Below are 15,190 nucleotides of genomic sequence, written 5' to 3'. Positions count from 1 at the left end.
TGTGGGAAGCCCACCGACTGCGCCTCGCAGTGTACCAAAGCGTACAGTACAACTATGACCGTGCCGAGCTTGAAAGGATACGGGCGACGTGACGTCACATCTCGCAGCAGTACTAGTTACCGGGGCAAATACGGGATTGGGTAGGGAAGTGGCGCGAACGCTCGCTCGCGTCGACGGCGTCGAGCGCGTCTACGTCAGCTGTCGATCTGAGGAAAAGGCATACAAGGCCGCCGATAACCTGGGCCGGATAGCCGGCAGGCAGATCTATCAACCGCTGATGATGGATCTCACTGAACTTAGGTCGGTGACCGCTGCGATCGACGGCCTCGATGACTTTGTGGACGGCATTATCATGAATGCTGGCGGAACCGGGGGGCCGACGCCGAACGCGCGGACGACCGCAGGCGTTACTCACATCTTCGCGGCAAACGTGTTGGGACATGCCGCTTTGCTAGAGGGGCTGATGCAGCGCGGGGCGTTCGGCGGCACTGCCGTACTCGTCGGCAGCGAGGCGGCCCGCGGTGCGCCGAAGCTGCGTATCCCGAGACCGATTTTCCACGTGGGCTCTGCCGCCGAGTATTCATCCGTTGCCGACGGTTCTTTCTGGTCGCGTGGCGGCAGCGTGATGTCGGCATATGCCGCGGTCAAGCATGTCGGCGCCCTCTATATGAGCGCAATGGCGCGACGGCACCCAGAGTCGCGTCTGCTCACCGTCAGTCCCGGCAACACGGCGGGCACCGACGTCCTCCGGGATATGACGCCGATCGTGCGGCTGTTGATGGGCGGGTTGCTCATGCCTTTTGTCCTGCCTGCGTTCGGCATCGCGCACACGCTTCAGACTGGGACCCAGCGGTTGATCCGAGGGCTGATTGACGACGCACTGCTCAGCGGCGGGTTCTACGCGAGCCCGGCCAGCGCCCTGACCGGACCGCTAACTGATCAAGCCAAGATTATGCCCGACTTCGCAGACGAAGCACGCCAGGACGCCGCGATGGAGGCGATACACCGTTTCCTTTCGCCCTCGCCCACGGCGTCAGGTGTTTAGCCCCTGGACGCATCTGGACTGCATGCCGTCGCGCGGCTACGGGCGCAACGCTCGAGCCGCGCTTGGCGGCAACACGTGGACGCCAAGGCGTCGATCAACTCATCGTCTGAGCTTGGGCTGCCACGCGACGGCGACGGTGCTGTGCGGCAGTTTCAGGAGGCGATAGGTGATCCCGGGCTGAGCGTAATACCCTGCGGCCGAGTCACAGGCCGGCGAGTCCATGGCCTCTTGGAACGGCTGCGAAACACATCGGCTCCGTCATCAAGGCCTCCATGCGCAGTTTGTTCACGGCGGGTACCGGCAGCCGCGCCTAAAGGCCCGTCGCTGATCGGTTCTCTCCGAGCAGTTTGCGGCGCATTCCGGCGCGGAAGGAGTCTCCGGTGAGGTGAGGGGAAGGACTTTTGCGCGACGAAGACTTGCAACGAATTCCTAATCGTTGCAGCATGAACCGTCCGCGCTGCCCCATTGGCACCCGGCTGCAACCCGCTACTCCGGCCGCATCACGCGTTCGACCAAGAGTTGTCTGTAACATCTGAAATTGTTGAAGTCTTTTCTCTCGCGTATTCACCAGACGCACGCGAAGCGCAGCCCGCAGCGATTTGTCGTTCCTGAGATTGACTCCTGAACGTACACACCAAGACTTACCACCCGAATCCCACGGCGGCGACGAAATCCATTGCGACTAATATAAAGTCGTGCCAGTCGTTCTCGGTCGGCACTGGCAGCGTTTCCACGCCATCATTAGGCGTTGGTCACGTACCGTCGAAGTCGGGAATCCCCGAGGCTTTGGTCGGACTCGAGCTTGGGATGTAGAAGGCCTATCGAACTGTGATATCCCCTTGCGCCAACGCGGCTTACCGTGCTGTTCCGGAATCGTTGTTCGACGCGGTCGTCCGTGCTCTGGCGGACTTCGATCGAATATCGCTGCGTCAGAACCGAAGTCCTAGACGTCGATGACGCGAAACAATACGGGAATGTAATCAGACGCGGCCGTGGGCAGCTGCCAGCTCGACCGCTCGCTCACGGGCTCTGTCGAAGCCACCGTCGGGATCAGGGGTCAGCAACGAAGGTTGAAATCGCAGCTCGTCGATTTCTGTCACCCCCGCCTCGTTGAGCCACGCGCGCAGATGGGTCGAGTGGTGGTCAACGCCGAACGATGAGGGAACGCCCTGAGCGTAGACGCCTGAGGTCAGCACAAGTGTTGCGTGCTTGTTCTTCAGAAGTCCGTAGTAACCGGTCTCTGGGTTGAGTCCCCACAGGAGGCCGGGCTGGTGTATCAGGTCAATATAATGCTTGAGGCGGTACGGGACGCCGCCGTTCCACATCGGCGCGGCAATTAGGTAGCGGTCGGCAGAAATGAATCTGGCTGCCACTGCCACGATTTGATCCCATGCCGTCTGCTGCTTGTCGTTCTGGTTTTGCTCAGTGATGACGTTCATCTTGGCTGCCACCTTATCGCCGTCGAACGCCGGGAGATCGGTCTCCCAGAGTTCAAGAATATCGATGTTCAGGTCCGGGTTGTTCACCCGCAACGCATTGAGGTACGTCTGGGCGATCTGAATAGACTTTGACGCGTTCTTGCGCGGGGAGGCTTGCAAGAAAAGTAGATTCGACAAGAGTTCAACTCCGTTTCGGGTGTCCAGGATGCTGCACGGCAGCCACCAACACTCTGCAAAGTAGGCATACCAGAAAAGTACCGAAAGGTACAGTCACCGGTTGACGCGCGAACGCGATCGAGCATCTACCAGCTCGCGGCAACAAGACGTACCATTCTGCTCATGAGCGATCGGCTGTATGGCATCCCGCGAGTCGATCCCACTGCAAGGCCGGGTGTGATGCGGCGCGCTATCGGCCGGTTCATGTCCACGCACACGGGATCAGCGATCCACCGCAGGCTCTTGGCGCCGCTCGACAACCGTCTAGTTCGGCTTACTCACGGACGCGCACATTTCGCGAAAGGAGCCATCCCCCTTGTCTTGGTTCGCACGACCGGAGCTAAGTCGGGATTGTCGCGAGACGTGATGCTCACCTACTTCACCGATGAAGACGACGTCATCGTGATTGCCTCGAATTACGGCCAGGCCAGCCACCCGAGCTGGTACCACAACTTGCTCAAGAATGCGCAGTGCCAGGTGTTCGCCGATGGCCGTCCCGACCGGGGCGGCGACTTCATCGCCCGCGCGGCCGAGGGAGAGGACCGTAACCGCTTATACGCGCTTGCTGAGCGATATACATCAAATTTTTCGGCGTATGCCGCGAACACCGACGGACTTCGCGCTATCCCTGTACTTCGGCTCACTCCGCAAAGTTCCTGACCCGTAGATGGTTTCGCGAGCACGGCGGGGAGTCGGTGTTTGACTCCGCGGTGTCGAGGCCCGTTGCCGGTTCCTCATTGTTCGGATCTGACTCGGGCATGTCCGTAACGCCGGTTGAGGGCCTCGGCGTATCGAGGGTGGCAGTATTCAAACTGGCTCCGGTGGCTCTGCAACGTGGCCATCCCGCGACACGACCGAGGAGCCAAGCCGTGGCGGGCGTACGGCCAGTCCAAGCTGGCCAATTTGCACTTCGCGGTCGAGCTTCATCGACGTCTGACGGCCGTGGGTCTACCGGTGTCCAGCTTGGTGGCGCACCCCGGGTTGTCCAACACCGATCTGCAGACCGTGAGCGCGGCTCAGAGCGGCGGCTTCTCGCAGCGGTTTTTCAAGAACCTCGCCGGGGCGGCGGGCATGTCCGCAGCGAACGGCGCACGTCCCTTGCTGCGGGCGGCGACCGACCCGAAGGCCCGCAGCGGGCAACTTTACGCTCCTCGTTTCGTTAACAACGGAGCCGCCGTGCACACCGTCCGCTGATGGGGCGATCGCTGAACCGGCGAGCCGCGACCACACGCTGGGAGGTCTCTGAGCGCGAAACAGGCAATCGACTTCGACATCCAGGCAACCGCTAGGACACAGCGATAGGCTCTCGAAACAAGCCACGCGTCGATGAGGCCAGGCGCGCAGATCACTTCGTCGCAGATGCCTAACGCTGAGGGACTTCCCAGCTCACTACACCGCGGACGGGTCTGCTGCACGAATAGGTGACATCTGAGTTGGCTTGCCCAGCAGGGGCAGGCTGGAAGGATGTGTTTGTGCCCAGGCCTTACCCCCAGGAGTTCCGCGACGATGTCGTCCGGGTCGCCCGCAACCGTGAAGACGGCGTGACGATCGAGCAGATCGCGACCGACTTTGGTGTCCACCCGATGACGCTGACCAAGTGGATGCGCCAGGCCGACATCGACGAGGGCACCAAGCCCGGCAAGACCACCGGAGAGTCCGGTGAGCTGCGCGATGCTCGGCGCCGGATCAGGCTCTTGGAGCAGGAAAACGAAGTCCTGCGCCGGGCCGCGGCCTACTTGTCGCAGGCCAACCTTCCGGGAAAAGGCTCTACCCGCTCGTGAAAGAGCTCGCCGCCGACGGGATTCCCGTGGCGGTGACGTGCCGGGTCCTCAAGCTCGCTCGCCAACCGTATTACCGCTGGTTGACCCAGCCGGTCGCCGCCGCCGAACTCGTCGAGGCCTACCGCGCCAACGCCTTATTCGATGCGCACCGTGACGATCCGGAATTCGGCTACCGCTACCTCGTTGATGAGGCCCGCGACGCCGGCCAGGCCATGGCCGAGCGGACGGCGTGGCGGATCTGTTCGGGCAATGGCTGGTGGAGCGCGTTCGGCAAGCGCAAACGCGGAAAGAACGGCAAATCCGGTCCACCCGTTCACGACGATTTGGTGGGCCGCGATTTTACCGCTGATGCACCAAATCGATTGTGGCTCAGCGATATCACCGAACACCACACCGGCGAGGGAAAGCTTTACGTGTGTGCGATCAAGGATGTGTTCTCCAATCGTATCGTCGGCTACAGCATCGACTCCCGGATGAAATCCCGTCTGGCCGTCCAGGCTCTCAGCAGTGCGGTGGCCCGTCGTGGTGAGGTCGCCGGCTGCATATTGCACAGCGACCGCGGATCTCAGTTCAGGTCAAGCAAATTCGTGCATATGCTGGGTCGCTACGAGATGGTCGGATCCATGGGCCGCGTCGGGGCGGCCGGTGACAACGCCGCCATGGAGAGCTTCTTTTCCTTGCTGCAGAAGAACGTCTTGAACCGCCGCCGCTGGGACACCCGCGAGCAACTGCGCATCGCGATCGTCACCTGGATCGAACGGACCTACCACCGCCGGCGTCGCCAAGCCGGCCTCGGCCGGTTGACCCCCGTCGAATTCGAAGCCATCATGACCACACCGGCCAGTCAGGCCGCGTGACCGAAACTGTCACCTGATCGTGCAGCAGACCCGACGTTTTCAATCACTCTCTGGGAGGAAGGTCGCATGCTCACTCACCAGGCTCCGATCAACAGGGCCGACATGTCACGGGTTCTTGCGGCGGCGTGATTCTGCGATACGGGCTCTAAACCGCTCTAACCCTGGTTCAAGGTCCGGTCGGTTCTTCTCGCTGACCGTGCTTGTCGGCCGATGGTGTTGCGGCGCAACTCGATTCTCCCCACGCTGCGGTGGGCGGAATGGTTTCACCCGCAGCTACTCTGCGCAGGATCTGCAGAAGAACTTGTGGAGCAACATCTTTGAACAGGCACGCCTTCGCCCCGGCAGCCAGGACGCGCTGAATTTGATGGTCGGTGGCACTAGTCGTCAGCACGAGAATGCAGGCAGTCGGATCAGCCGCCAGCACGCGACAGACAACTTGCAAACCGTCAAGATGAGGCATACGTAAGTCGAGGACCAGCACGTGAGGCCGATGGCACAGGTAAGCGGTCAATGCGCCTTCGCCGTCGCTGCTTTCAGCAACCACGTCGGTGCCCCCGAGAGTTTCGAGAATACTTCGCAGGCTCTGCCGAAAAGCTACGTGATCATCAGCGAGCACTACCCTTAAGCACGCGTCGGCGTTGTCTGCGATCATGGCGGCGGCAGCGGGTAACTAACCGAAACTCGCGTTCCGTGCGGCTGCACCCGCGTCACGGTGAGAACGCCGCCGCCAGTCGCTGCTCGCTCGCGCATTGCACGCAAGCCTCCTCGTTCCCTGGCCTGCGAAATGATGTCCTCGGCAATCCCGGTGCCATCATCGTCGACAGTGACGGTGAGTTGACCCTGGGTAGCGCCGACGTGGACGACGATGGTGCGCGCGTCAGCATATTTGAGGGCATTCTGCAGCGATTCTTGCACGATCCGATAAGCGGAATCTTCCAGCGCGGGTGTCAGATGCAGAAGGGGACCGTGGGACTGCAACTGGCAGTCGATTTGACCGGTGATAGCGCAGTTGTCGACTAAGCGTGTCAATGCGGCGATCAGCCCGTCAGCCTCTAACGTCACCGAGCGCAGTGCGAAGACGGAGCGACGCGCTTCGCTGACCCCGTCGGCTGCCAGCGCTTCGATCCTGCGGAGGAAAAGGTGGCGGTGCGAGTCCTCGTCAGAAAGCAGTGCTGCGCGGGCCTGCATCAATATTGCCGTGAATCCCTGCGCGAGTCCGTCGTGAATCTCGCCGGCCACCCGGCCACGTTCGACGTCGAGAGCGGCGGTGCGGGCGTCTTCGGCCAATCGGGTCAGGCGCACCGCGAGCACGGCTTGTTGAGCTAGGACCTGCGCTACCTCGAGTGTGTTTTCATCGAGAGATAATTCAGCCGATTTGTCGAAACACAACCCGAGGAACCCGATAGCGGTGCCGCGATAGATCATCGGCACGTCAGCGACGTACCGGTGGCCCAACGCGCGATGAAATTGCAGCGCCTCCGGCCAATCGATTGGCGAAGGGTTGTCGTAGTCCATCCACAACACCTTCTTGTCGACGGCCATTGCGCCCCAGGCCGGATCATCCGCTGTCGACCGGGGAGCGCGGAACGCAGCGCCCAAAGGATCGGTAGCGACGTTGACAACTGCACCACGCATAATGAACGCTTCAGCACTCAGCGTCTGCTTTGCGGCGTCATGGATAAACACCGCTCCGCTCACGGCGCCGGCAGCGTTGATCGCCTCCATCAGCACGGCGGTCAGAAAGTCGGATAAGCCCTCGCCGGACGCGAGCTGGGCGGTTGAGCGGGTCAACGCGGCATTGGCCTGGGCCAAGGTATCAGCTCGCTGGCGGGCGGCGCTTTCTCTCTCCCGCAGTACCACGGCCTCTCGCGCCTTCGCCGCGGCCTGTTCGAGCGCTGCCACCAAACCGAGCTGATTGGCCAGCGCGCGCAGCAACGCACTGGTCCGCCTGTCAAACACTGGGCTGTGCACGAAACCGAGGCCGAGAATGCCGATCGTTCGGTCACCGTGGCGAAGCGGCACCATGGCCAGCGCCTGGTGGCCCTGGGCGTAATGCCAGGCGTTGCTCGGCGGCCAGAGCCGCGGCGCCAGCGCGTCGAGTTCTTCGGCTACCAATTGGTCATCCGACAGTGCGACGCCGGACGGAAAGTCAGACCACTGGCACGTCTGCCGGCACATGGGGTGAGCCCGATCGCTCTGAGGGTCCACCGGCTCGCCGTCGAGGAAAAGCAGCGGCATGGTGAGGCCCCTGTCGGGCTCTTCCAGCATCAGGGCGCTGCATTGTGCCCCAGCAATGTCACCGATCTCTTTGACCATGCGGGCCATGAGCACGTCGGTCGTTTCCTCCACAGTGGCGTGACTTAACGATCGACTCAAGACCGCATTGGCGCGGGCCAATTCGGCGGCCTGCTCGGCCGCGATAGCGGCCTCGCGATCACGCTCGGCCAGACGGTTGACTTGGATGGCGAGTGCGACTTGCTTGCCGAGCGTTTCCCCCAGGGCAACCTCCCCGGTGCTGAAGGGCTGCTGCTCATCGCGGTGCAACGTGATTGCAGCGCAACTAACGCCGTTAACCATCAACGGCACGTTAAGTTCCCACGCCCACCCGCGGCTGCGGCAGAAGTTGTGTAGTGCTGGCGACGCGGTCGCCTTGGTATGGTGCACGACACTGGGCGAACTGCGCCGTCGGTAGTCAACGCCTAGGTGCGCAGGCGACACGGTGAACCCGGACGCCATCTCACGAACAGTGGTCAAGTCGTCGCCGTTGAGGCTGGGTAGCTCATCCGGCCCGTAGACGACGCCGTGGTCGAGCCAGAAGCGCAGAAAGATGGTATCGGCAGGGTGCTCGAAGTAACCCGCACCGGACGCATTAAGGGCCTCGGCGACAATGCGCAAGGCCTTCGAGATGAAACCTTCAAGGCCGTCGAGGCTAGCTGTCGCGTCAACCAGACGCTGCAAGGCGACGTTGGCAACTTCCAGTTCTGCCGCCCGCGCCTGCGTCGCGGCCTCACGTTCGCGCGTCACCGCCAGCTCACGCTCGTGCTTGCCCGCCCGGATGAGCTGCACTGCCAATGCGGCTTGGTGGCCAAGAGACTGCAGCAGATCAAGTTCGTCTTGCGTGAGTTCGCGACGCCGAAGAAATGCAACGCCAAGAAACCCGGCAAAGCGGTCGCCGTAATGGAGAGGTGTCACCAACACCGTCTGCGAGCCGAAGCGACGGTGATACTCGACTGTTCCCGGCCAGAAGTTCTGGGGCTCGCGGTCAAGGTCGAAGTAACGGGGCGTGCGACGATCGCGGAGCACCTCGAAGCATCCCGCGCCGCTGGCCTGAATTGTTGCCGGAAATTGGAATCGCTCGGGTTCATTCTTGGCCACGCCCGCGACGGTAAACAGCTCGTCCTTGGCCTCGTCGTACAGCACAAGCTGACTGCCGTCCGCGTGTAGCCGTGAGGTCACCTCGACTGACAACGCATCCGAAAGTGTATCGAGATCGGAGCCACTAGAGAGTCGAAAGAGCAGGGCATTGAGTGACGCGTCATTAGGCGCCGGCTCGGCGGAATGGCCGGCGCCCTCGGCGTCGGTCGCCTGATCCCGAGAATTGCGCCGTAACTGACCACGTCGTGCGACGCGAGCCATGATGATCGCCGCCGACTGGAGAATCTGCCTTTCCGACGCGTCGCAGCGACGAGAAGTAGTATCGTCGAATCGTACCCACCCCCAATAGTTTTCGTTGACTTGGATGGGGCAACAAACCACGTATGCCACTTTCGCTTCCTTCAGCACACCGCGAAGTGTTTTGTCGGGTAGATCGCCGATCAACGCATCCAGAGGGTGGTCACTGTGGATCGATGCGTCGATCCATGGACGCATGTCGAGTAACGCCAACGAGTTACCGAGAGGTGTTCGGTCCCGGGCACCCCATCCGGCTAGGAGTTGCGGACGCGGTCGTGCTGCCCCACCTTGGTCATTGAGTTCGATGACGCAGGCTGAGGAAAATTCGCCCGCGTCAGCGATTGCTGCCAGGGCGTTCTGCAACGCCTCTTCTGTCGCGTCAGCCTCGGTCAGGACCGTAACGGCATCGCCGATCGCTGACCGCATCTTTGCTTGACGAAGTCTTGCCGCAGACAAGTCGGACGCTTGGCTGCGCGTGGGGCATTCGGTCGTGCCGCGAGTAGTTCCCTCGAAGGCGGTCTGTCTCACCACCGACATGGTATGTGCGGTGGCACGAAAACGCTGCTGGTCTTGGACCAAGTCTGGTCGTTGGTTGCGCCTGCGCCTAGAACTAAAGGTGAGGCAGACCCCAAATTGTCTCGGGTAGCACCAACGGGTAGACAAGTCGGGCCCGGCAGGGGAGCTTTAGTGAACTTGATGGTACAGTCCGAGGGAGTGGACGATGTCGGGTGGGGGACGAGCACACCGTCGCTAGGTTGCGGTAGACCGGAACATGAGTAATAGCGCGGCTCGGATTGCGGTGTTGTTGGCTGACGACCACGAGGTGGTTAGAGCTGGCGTAGCTTTTATGGTCAATCGCCAAGCTGACATGGAAGTGGTCGCCGAAGCAGCTAATGGGCACGAGGCGGTCGAAATGTATGCGGCCCGGCGTCCCGACGTTGCTCTCATTGATCTGCGGATGCCTGGCGTTGACGGGGTGGAGTGTGTTAGCCGGATCCGCGAAATTGATGCAGACGCGCGCGTGGTGATCCTCACGACGTTCGATGCCGAAGCCGACATTCAACTCGCTCTGCAAGCCGGGGCCAAAGGCTTTCTGCTAAAGGATGTCGCAGAAATCGAGTTGGTGCAGGGCATTCGAAGGGCGGCCGCAGGTCAGATGTGCGTTTCGCCCGCGGTGGCCACCAAGCTGGCCGAGCGGCTTCAGCGTGCGCAGCCCACGGCCCGCGAACTCGACGTGCTCAGGTTGATGGCGGAAGGAAAAACCAATCGGGAGATTGCCGGCGCCTTATTCATTGCCGAGAGCACCGTTAAGTTGCACGCCAACAACCTGTTTGCGAAGTTGGGGGCATCGACACGTACGGAAGCGATGCGGATCGCAATCAGACGGGGGCTAGTCCGTTTTCCCGACTGAATGTGTCAACGGCGCGAACCTTGCGCGCCGGCGTCACCGTCATGATCGGACCGGACGGAAAGGACTTCCCTTGATGGAAATCGTCCGCCCGCGTCGAAAAGCTGCCCATCAAGCGCGCGTCGCTTGAGGGCTTCGGCGATACGGCAGATTGCCGCCCCGTGGTGATAGACCGCGTCGAGCGCCTCTTCGGGCAACTCGTGAGGTTGCAGTGGTGTCATGTCGTCAGAAGTGACGCGGATGTGCGGGCCCCAATGCATTCCGGCAACGTCAAAACCTCGGGTGCATTTCGGGAATGGGACCATGACGCAGCCCATTGCTGCCAGATTGGCCAGCATGGACAGCTGCGCCATTTCGCATCCGCCACCAACGTTTCCGTGCCCGCCGCCAGTAGTGAACACGCCGCAAGCCCTGCCCACCATGTCGTCGTAAAACCACGAGGGCTCGCACAGTTCATCGATGAACTTCTTCATCGGCCAGCTCATTCCGCGTTGGTGCACCGGCGACCCCAAGATCAGGCCGTCAAGGTCACGAAAATCGCTGCGGTGACAGCTTGTGACTTGGCGGAGTCGAACATCGGCACCGGCAGCGCGCGCTCCCCGGGCCAGATGTTGACCGGCATAGGCGCAATGCCCATCAGAGGTGTCATAAGCGACGAGCAGTTGAATCGACATCGAGCTCCTCTCTATCGTCCGCCAAGGCCAACCCGAAACGGTTTCGTCATCGGTCGCGAAGCGGCACGCTCAGGGAATACCCAACTGTCATGTAGGAAACCGTGACCCACTGATTGCGCAGTCCCACGATCGGAGGCTGCTACGTAGTCGGCGAGTAGGGCCGTGCACCGGGGCGGATTCATGCTCGAAGTACCGATCGGTACAGTACTAGTTCGCGACGATCAACGGCCAGCGGGTCTTGCGCATGGACCGAAAGGAGCTCCGATGCATCAATGCAGCGTCGACCCCAACTGCGTGCGACACTGTCCTGTAGGAGAGCAAGTCGGGATCCTCAGGACTGCGGAGTCGAACCCCAAGCGGTCGTTGTGCCTGCGATGGACTACTGGATGCGGACTCCGATGGCCAGCCCTGCTGACAGCAGTGGTAGGGCTCGGGCTGCTTCTGCAGCCTCTTCCCGAGGCCCAGGCTGCACAGTGTCCTAATGTCGCTCTCGTGTTCGCGCGCGGCACCTTCGAGCCACCGGGGATAGGTGTTACAGGGGAGGCATTTCTCGACGCCCTCAGGACGCGCCTTGGTGGCTTGACAGTGGAACCCTATGCTGTCGATTACCCTGCATCACTGGATTTTTGGCGTGTTGCCGAAGGGGTTGTTGATGCAAGCCATGAAGTCGTCACCCTGGCGTCAGACTGTCCCGCCACCAGGATTGTGATGGGTGGATACTCGCAAGGCGCCGCCGTAGCGGTCTACACCACAACGGATGCTGTCCCAGCAGGTTACGTGCTTCCGGACGGGCTCGCCGGACCCCTACCGTCAGGAGTCGCGCAGCACGTCGCCGTGGTAGCACTATTCGGCAAACCACGGGACTCGTTTGTGCAGCTAATAGACGGCGGCGCGCCGCCCCTGACGATCGGTAACCTATTTGCAGCTAAGACCATTGACTTGTGTGCCCCCGCAGACCCAGTGTGTTCGCCAACAGGCACCGATCGCGCCGCCCACCGTGCTTACCCCGTCAACGGGATGACGAACCAAGCCGCCGACTTTGCGGCGCAAAGGCTTAACGTCACTCGCTGAAAACATCAATGAGCACCAGTCGTCCCAGCGATATGGCCGCAAACCGCCGATCCAGATGGTCGGCAATAGTGATCCGGCGACGCGAGCTTGGGATACATCGTCTGTGTGCTATCTGGTACAGTCAAATCCCCTACGATAGCTGGGCCGATGCTTGTATGCGCAGGAGGGTCAGGTTTACGCAGCATGTCGTCATGACCAGACAGATTTTGGCCTCTGAATGTGATCTGGTTGACAGCCTTATCTTTTCGACGGGTGCATCGTTGGTCGTCAAGTCCGCGACAGACTTTGCGTAACTTGGGCCAAACAAGTGGAAAGATCGATGACAGCTGACCTCAGTATGATTGGCACGATTGACGTCATTTATCGAGCCGCTGCCCAAGGTACGCGCTGTTGGGTGCGTAATGATCGTGGACAGGTACGGGAGCTTCCAATGGCGCGCTTCATGGGCTCGTCTGAAATCGCCGCTTCTGATCGTATTGTTGACGAACACGTTATTGCGTGTTGCTCGCAGCACCCAACACTTGACTTGGGCTGTGGACCAGGACGATTCACGGCTTCGCTGCATCACCGCGGATCGCCTGCACTCGGCGTCGACATGTCAGTCGCTGCCATCGAGCTGACGCGTTCGCGAGGAGGAGCGGCAATTTGCACCGACCTTTTCGGTCCGCTTCCAGCCGAGAGGTGCTGGCAGCAGGTGCTTTTGGTCGACGGGAACATCGGCATCGGTGGCAACCCTGTCCGAGTGCTACAGCGCGCCGCCGAGATGCTCGCACCGCAAGGGATTGTCATTGTCGAAGTCGATCCTCGCCCCTTAGCAGTTAGCCATGAAATGTTGCGCTGGGAGACTACAGACCACACCAGTCCATGGTTTCGGTGGTCGCGAGTGGGGGCAGGTGCTCTTGGGACCGTAGCCGACGCCGCGGGACTCCTCGTGACTGACGTACGCAGCATTCACTCGCGGATGATCGCCGTGCTTGCCGCCGTGGGAAGCACCGTCAAACACTAATTTGCACGCGCTGGCTTTGCGGTGTTCTTCTCGCGGTCAAGAGGATTCGACCGTGTGATCCAAATCGGCTATTCCAGTGGATTCACAACTCACTAGCCGAACAAATCCGACGGGTTCGGTAAAGCCCTTAAGTGCCACCGTCTCGCGGCGCTGGGTCACGGTGGATAACATCTCTCGCACCGCGGGATCGCAGGCAAGCGCTTGCGACAGTACGATGTCCCCACCCGCGCTCTGACCTTGCAGGCGCGCCGTCATGTTCACCGTGGAGCCGAAATAGTCGAGGCGGTCATTCAACGTCACCACGACGCTCGGTCCGGCATGAACGCCGATCTTCAACACCAGCGGCTCGGCGCCGGATGCTGCCGCGACGATCCGGTGCTGCATAGCCAACGCCGCCCGTACCGCTTGTGCGGGGTCGTCGAAGGACGCCATCACGGCGTCGCCGATCGTTTTCACGACCGCGCCATCGTGGTCCCGTACGACCTCGGCGAGTAATGTGAAGTGCTCGCGAACTAGGTTGTAGGCAGTGGCGTCGCCGACGCGTTCGTAGAGTTCCGTGGAGCCTCGCAGGTCGGTAAACAGCAGTGCCACCTGGCTGATGCCTGCATCATCGCCCGGTCGCAGCGTTGCCTCGGCGAACAGATCGCGGAAGACTTGCAAGGAAAGCACTTCCGGTGCAGTAAGTGTCTCGCGTGTCCAGGTCCGTTCCTCGATCAGCGCTGCCAACTCGAAGCCAGCGTCGTTGACGAACGTCACGGTCCCGGGCCGGTCGGTCGGCTCAGATGTCGCAAGCAACTCTGCACCGGTTGCAGTGATGTGCAAACCGGGAAAGGCGCCCGCTTCATAATCGACTTCGACAGCGTGGCCAGGGTGCAATGTGCGCAGCCGATAGGAACCGGCTGGCAGGTCAACGGGAACGGTGCGGCGCTCTCCCGGGCGTAGCAGGACTTGCACAGCCACATGCTCGGTGCTCATCGGGCCGGACAGGCAGAAGTCGCCTTCTGGCAGGGGACGTACCGTCGGCGACGGTGTAAAGGTCAGCTCGACATTACGTTCGAAGTCGCGATCGTAGTCGATGTTGCACGATGAACAATGCGCGCCGTGGGGTAGCTCGGCGAGTGTCGGAACGCTGGCCTTGGCCCCACGGCAGTTCGGGCACAACAGATCCCACCTCATGCCGAGCAGTCCGGCCCGCACACCGGCGAGACAGGCCTCGGTCGCCGCTCGCGGCGGCACCCCCAACTCGCCGGCCAGAACCTTTGGCCGCAGCCTGGCGAGATCGGCCGCCATGGCATTCAGCACCCGCTCGACGAGGCGGTCGCCGAGTCCGTTCCCATACGGGCTACTGTCGATGTCGCGGGCCATCGCGGTGGCCCGTTCACGTGCGCTCGGAGGCATTACCGGCTCCCGAAGCACGAACGGGGTCAGCCGCTCGGGTTCGGCGGCGCCGTGCGCGAACGTGACTGCCTCCAGGATCCGCCTTTTCACGTTCTTCCCGGCCTGCACGGCAAGTCGTGTGCCGAACAGTCGCCCCGCCAAGTTCAGCGGCTCCCACTCCAGGGTATAAGACACACGCGAACCGCCTCGGCCGTCCGGCTCGACATCGAAGACCGGGCCAAAGCGGCGGAATGGTCCCTTGCTGAACACTCGCCGCTGGCGAAAGTGTCGACCCGCGATCCATTCGTAGGGTTTTTCTTCCCACTCCTGCGCGAAACCCGCGGCTTTGGCCCGTCCGCGGCGCAGGATCGTGCCGTTGGGTTGCGGTGTTTCCTCGAGGGTGTACGGCGGCAGACCTAGCGCCTCGTTGAACCGCTTCGTGTCGGCCAGGACCGGCCAGAGTTCATCTGGCGGTAGGTCGAATGTCCAGGCCCACGAGCGACGCATCGACTCAAACTTCACGCTGCCCCCACCTCTGTGCGGTGTCCAAATGAGCAGGTACCCTCCTCAGCAACAAACCGGACCAGCCGGTTTCGCGCAGCATGCACGCGCCATCCAGGTTCTTTACTACGGTTCTGGCCACT

General features: G+C 61.6%; 12 protein-coding genes. 7 read left to right on the top strand and 5 right to left on the bottom strand.

Annotated elements, in window-relative coordinates:
• Positions 1-88 precede the first annotated feature (88 nt).
• A complete protein-coding gene (locus ACNQS7_RS10325) occupies positions 89-1,045 on the top strand; it encodes an SDR family NAD(P)-dependent oxidoreductase (protein WP_033719497.1) in 957 nt (318 codons plus the stop codon).
• A gap of 980 nt (positions 1,046-2,025) precedes the next feature.
• Here ACNQS7_RS10325 and ACNQS7_RS10320 read toward each other — a convergent pair.
• The gene (locus ACNQS7_RS10320) at positions 2,026-2,661 is read right to left on the bottom strand and encodes an FMN-dependent NADH-azoreductase (protein ID WP_033719496.1); all 636 of its coding nucleotides are present in this window, start codon (positions 2,659-2,661) and stop codon (positions 2,026-2,028) included.
• Between the two features lie 162 nt (positions 2,662-2,823).
• Here ACNQS7_RS10320 and ACNQS7_RS10315 point away from each other — a divergent pair, with 162 nt between their 5' ends.
• The 3 genes from ACNQS7_RS10315 to ACNQS7_RS10305 all read left to right on the top strand — a co-directional run bounded on the left by ACNQS7_RS10315 (position 2,824) and on the right by ACNQS7_RS10305 (position 5,338).
• Positions 2,824-3,360: a nitroreductase/quinone reductase family protein gene (locus ACNQS7_RS10315; RefSeq protein WP_033719495.1), complete on the top strand. Its 537-nt coding sequence runs from the start codon at positions 2,824-2,826 to the stop codon at positions 3,358-3,360.
• Between the two features lie 174 nt (positions 3,361-3,534).
• Positions 3,535-3,894 (top strand): hypothetical protein, encoded by a 360-nt coding sequence (locus tag ACNQS7_RS10310; RefSeq protein WP_050594573.1) that lies wholly within the window; start codon positions 3,535-3,537, stop codon positions 3,892-3,894.
• Positions 3,895-4,172: 278 nt separating this feature from the next.
• Positions 4,173-5,338, top strand: a protein-coding gene (locus ACNQS7_RS10305; protein WP_095764036.1) for an IS3 family transposase whose coding sequence is annotated in 2 segments (ribosomal slippage) — positions 4,173-4,457 and positions 4,460-5,338 — 1,164 coding nt in all. Because the reading frame shifts where the segments join, the coding sequence is not laid out codon by codon here.
• A gap of 166 nt (positions 5,339-5,504) precedes the next feature.
• Here the strand turns inward: ACNQS7_RS10305 and ACNQS7_RS10300 are convergent.
• Entirely contained in the window at positions 5,505-5,990 is a 486-nt protein-coding gene (locus ACNQS7_RS10300; RefSeq protein WP_080691821.1) for a response regulator, read from the bottom strand.
• Positions 5,987-9,538, bottom strand: a complete 3,552-nt coding sequence (locus ACNQS7_RS10295; RefSeq protein ID WP_158006309.1) for a GAF domain-containing protein — start codon at positions 9,536-9,538, stop codon at positions 5,987-5,989. The genes ACNQS7_RS10300 and ACNQS7_RS10295 overlap by 4 nt, the downstream gene beginning before the upstream one ends.
• A gap of 244 nt (positions 9,539-9,782) precedes the next feature.
• Here ACNQS7_RS10295 and ACNQS7_RS10290 point away from each other — a divergent pair, with 244 nt between their 5' ends.
• On the top strand, positions 9,783-10,421 hold the full coding sequence (locus ACNQS7_RS10290) for a response regulator (RefSeq protein WP_033719492.1): 639 nt from the start codon (positions 9,783-9,785) through the stop codon (positions 10,419-10,421).
• Positions 10,422-10,426: 5 nt separating this feature from the next.
• On the opposite strand, the gene ACNQS7_RS10285 is transcribed toward ACNQS7_RS10290, so the two are convergent.
• The gene (locus tag ACNQS7_RS10285) at positions 10,427-11,092 is read right to left on the bottom strand and encodes an NAD(P)H-dependent oxidoreductase (RefSeq protein ID WP_080691819.1); all 666 of its coding nucleotides are present in this window, start codon (positions 11,090-11,092) and stop codon (positions 10,427-10,429) included.
• Positions 11,093-11,512: 420 nt separating this feature from the next.
• Between ACNQS7_RS10285 and ACNQS7_RS10280 the strand changes: the two genes are divergently transcribed.
• Both ACNQS7_RS10280 and ACNQS7_RS10275 read left to right on the top strand, forming a co-directional pair.
• The gene (locus ACNQS7_RS10280) at positions 11,513-12,163 is read left to right on the top strand and encodes a cutinase family protein (RefSeq protein WP_370530926.1); all 651 of its coding nucleotides are present in this window, start codon (positions 11,513-11,515) and stop codon (positions 12,161-12,163) included.
• A 319-nt stretch (positions 12,164-12,482) separates the two neighbouring features.
• Entirely contained in the window at positions 12,483-13,169 is a 687-nt protein-coding gene (locus ACNQS7_RS10275) for a class I SAM-dependent methyltransferase (RefSeq protein WP_306454607.1), read from the top strand.
• A gap of 36 nt (positions 13,170-13,205) precedes the next feature.
• On the opposite strand, the gene ACNQS7_RS10270 is transcribed toward ACNQS7_RS10275, so the two are convergent.
• A complete protein-coding gene (locus ACNQS7_RS10270; RefSeq protein ID WP_075545901.1) occupies positions 13,206-15,068 on the bottom strand; it encodes an adenylate/guanylate cyclase domain-containing protein in 1,863 nt (620 codons plus the stop codon).
• Between the last annotated feature and the right edge of the window lie 122 nt (positions 15,069-15,190).

It is taken from the genome of Mycobacterium sp. 23 (assembly GCF_048287075.1).
GTDB lineage: Bacteria > Actinomycetota > Actinomycetes > Mycobacteriales > Mycobacteriaceae > Mycobacterium > Mycobacterium gordonae_B.
Note: the sequence above shows the minus strand (reverse complement) of the source record. Positions and strands in the feature narration are given on the sequence as shown.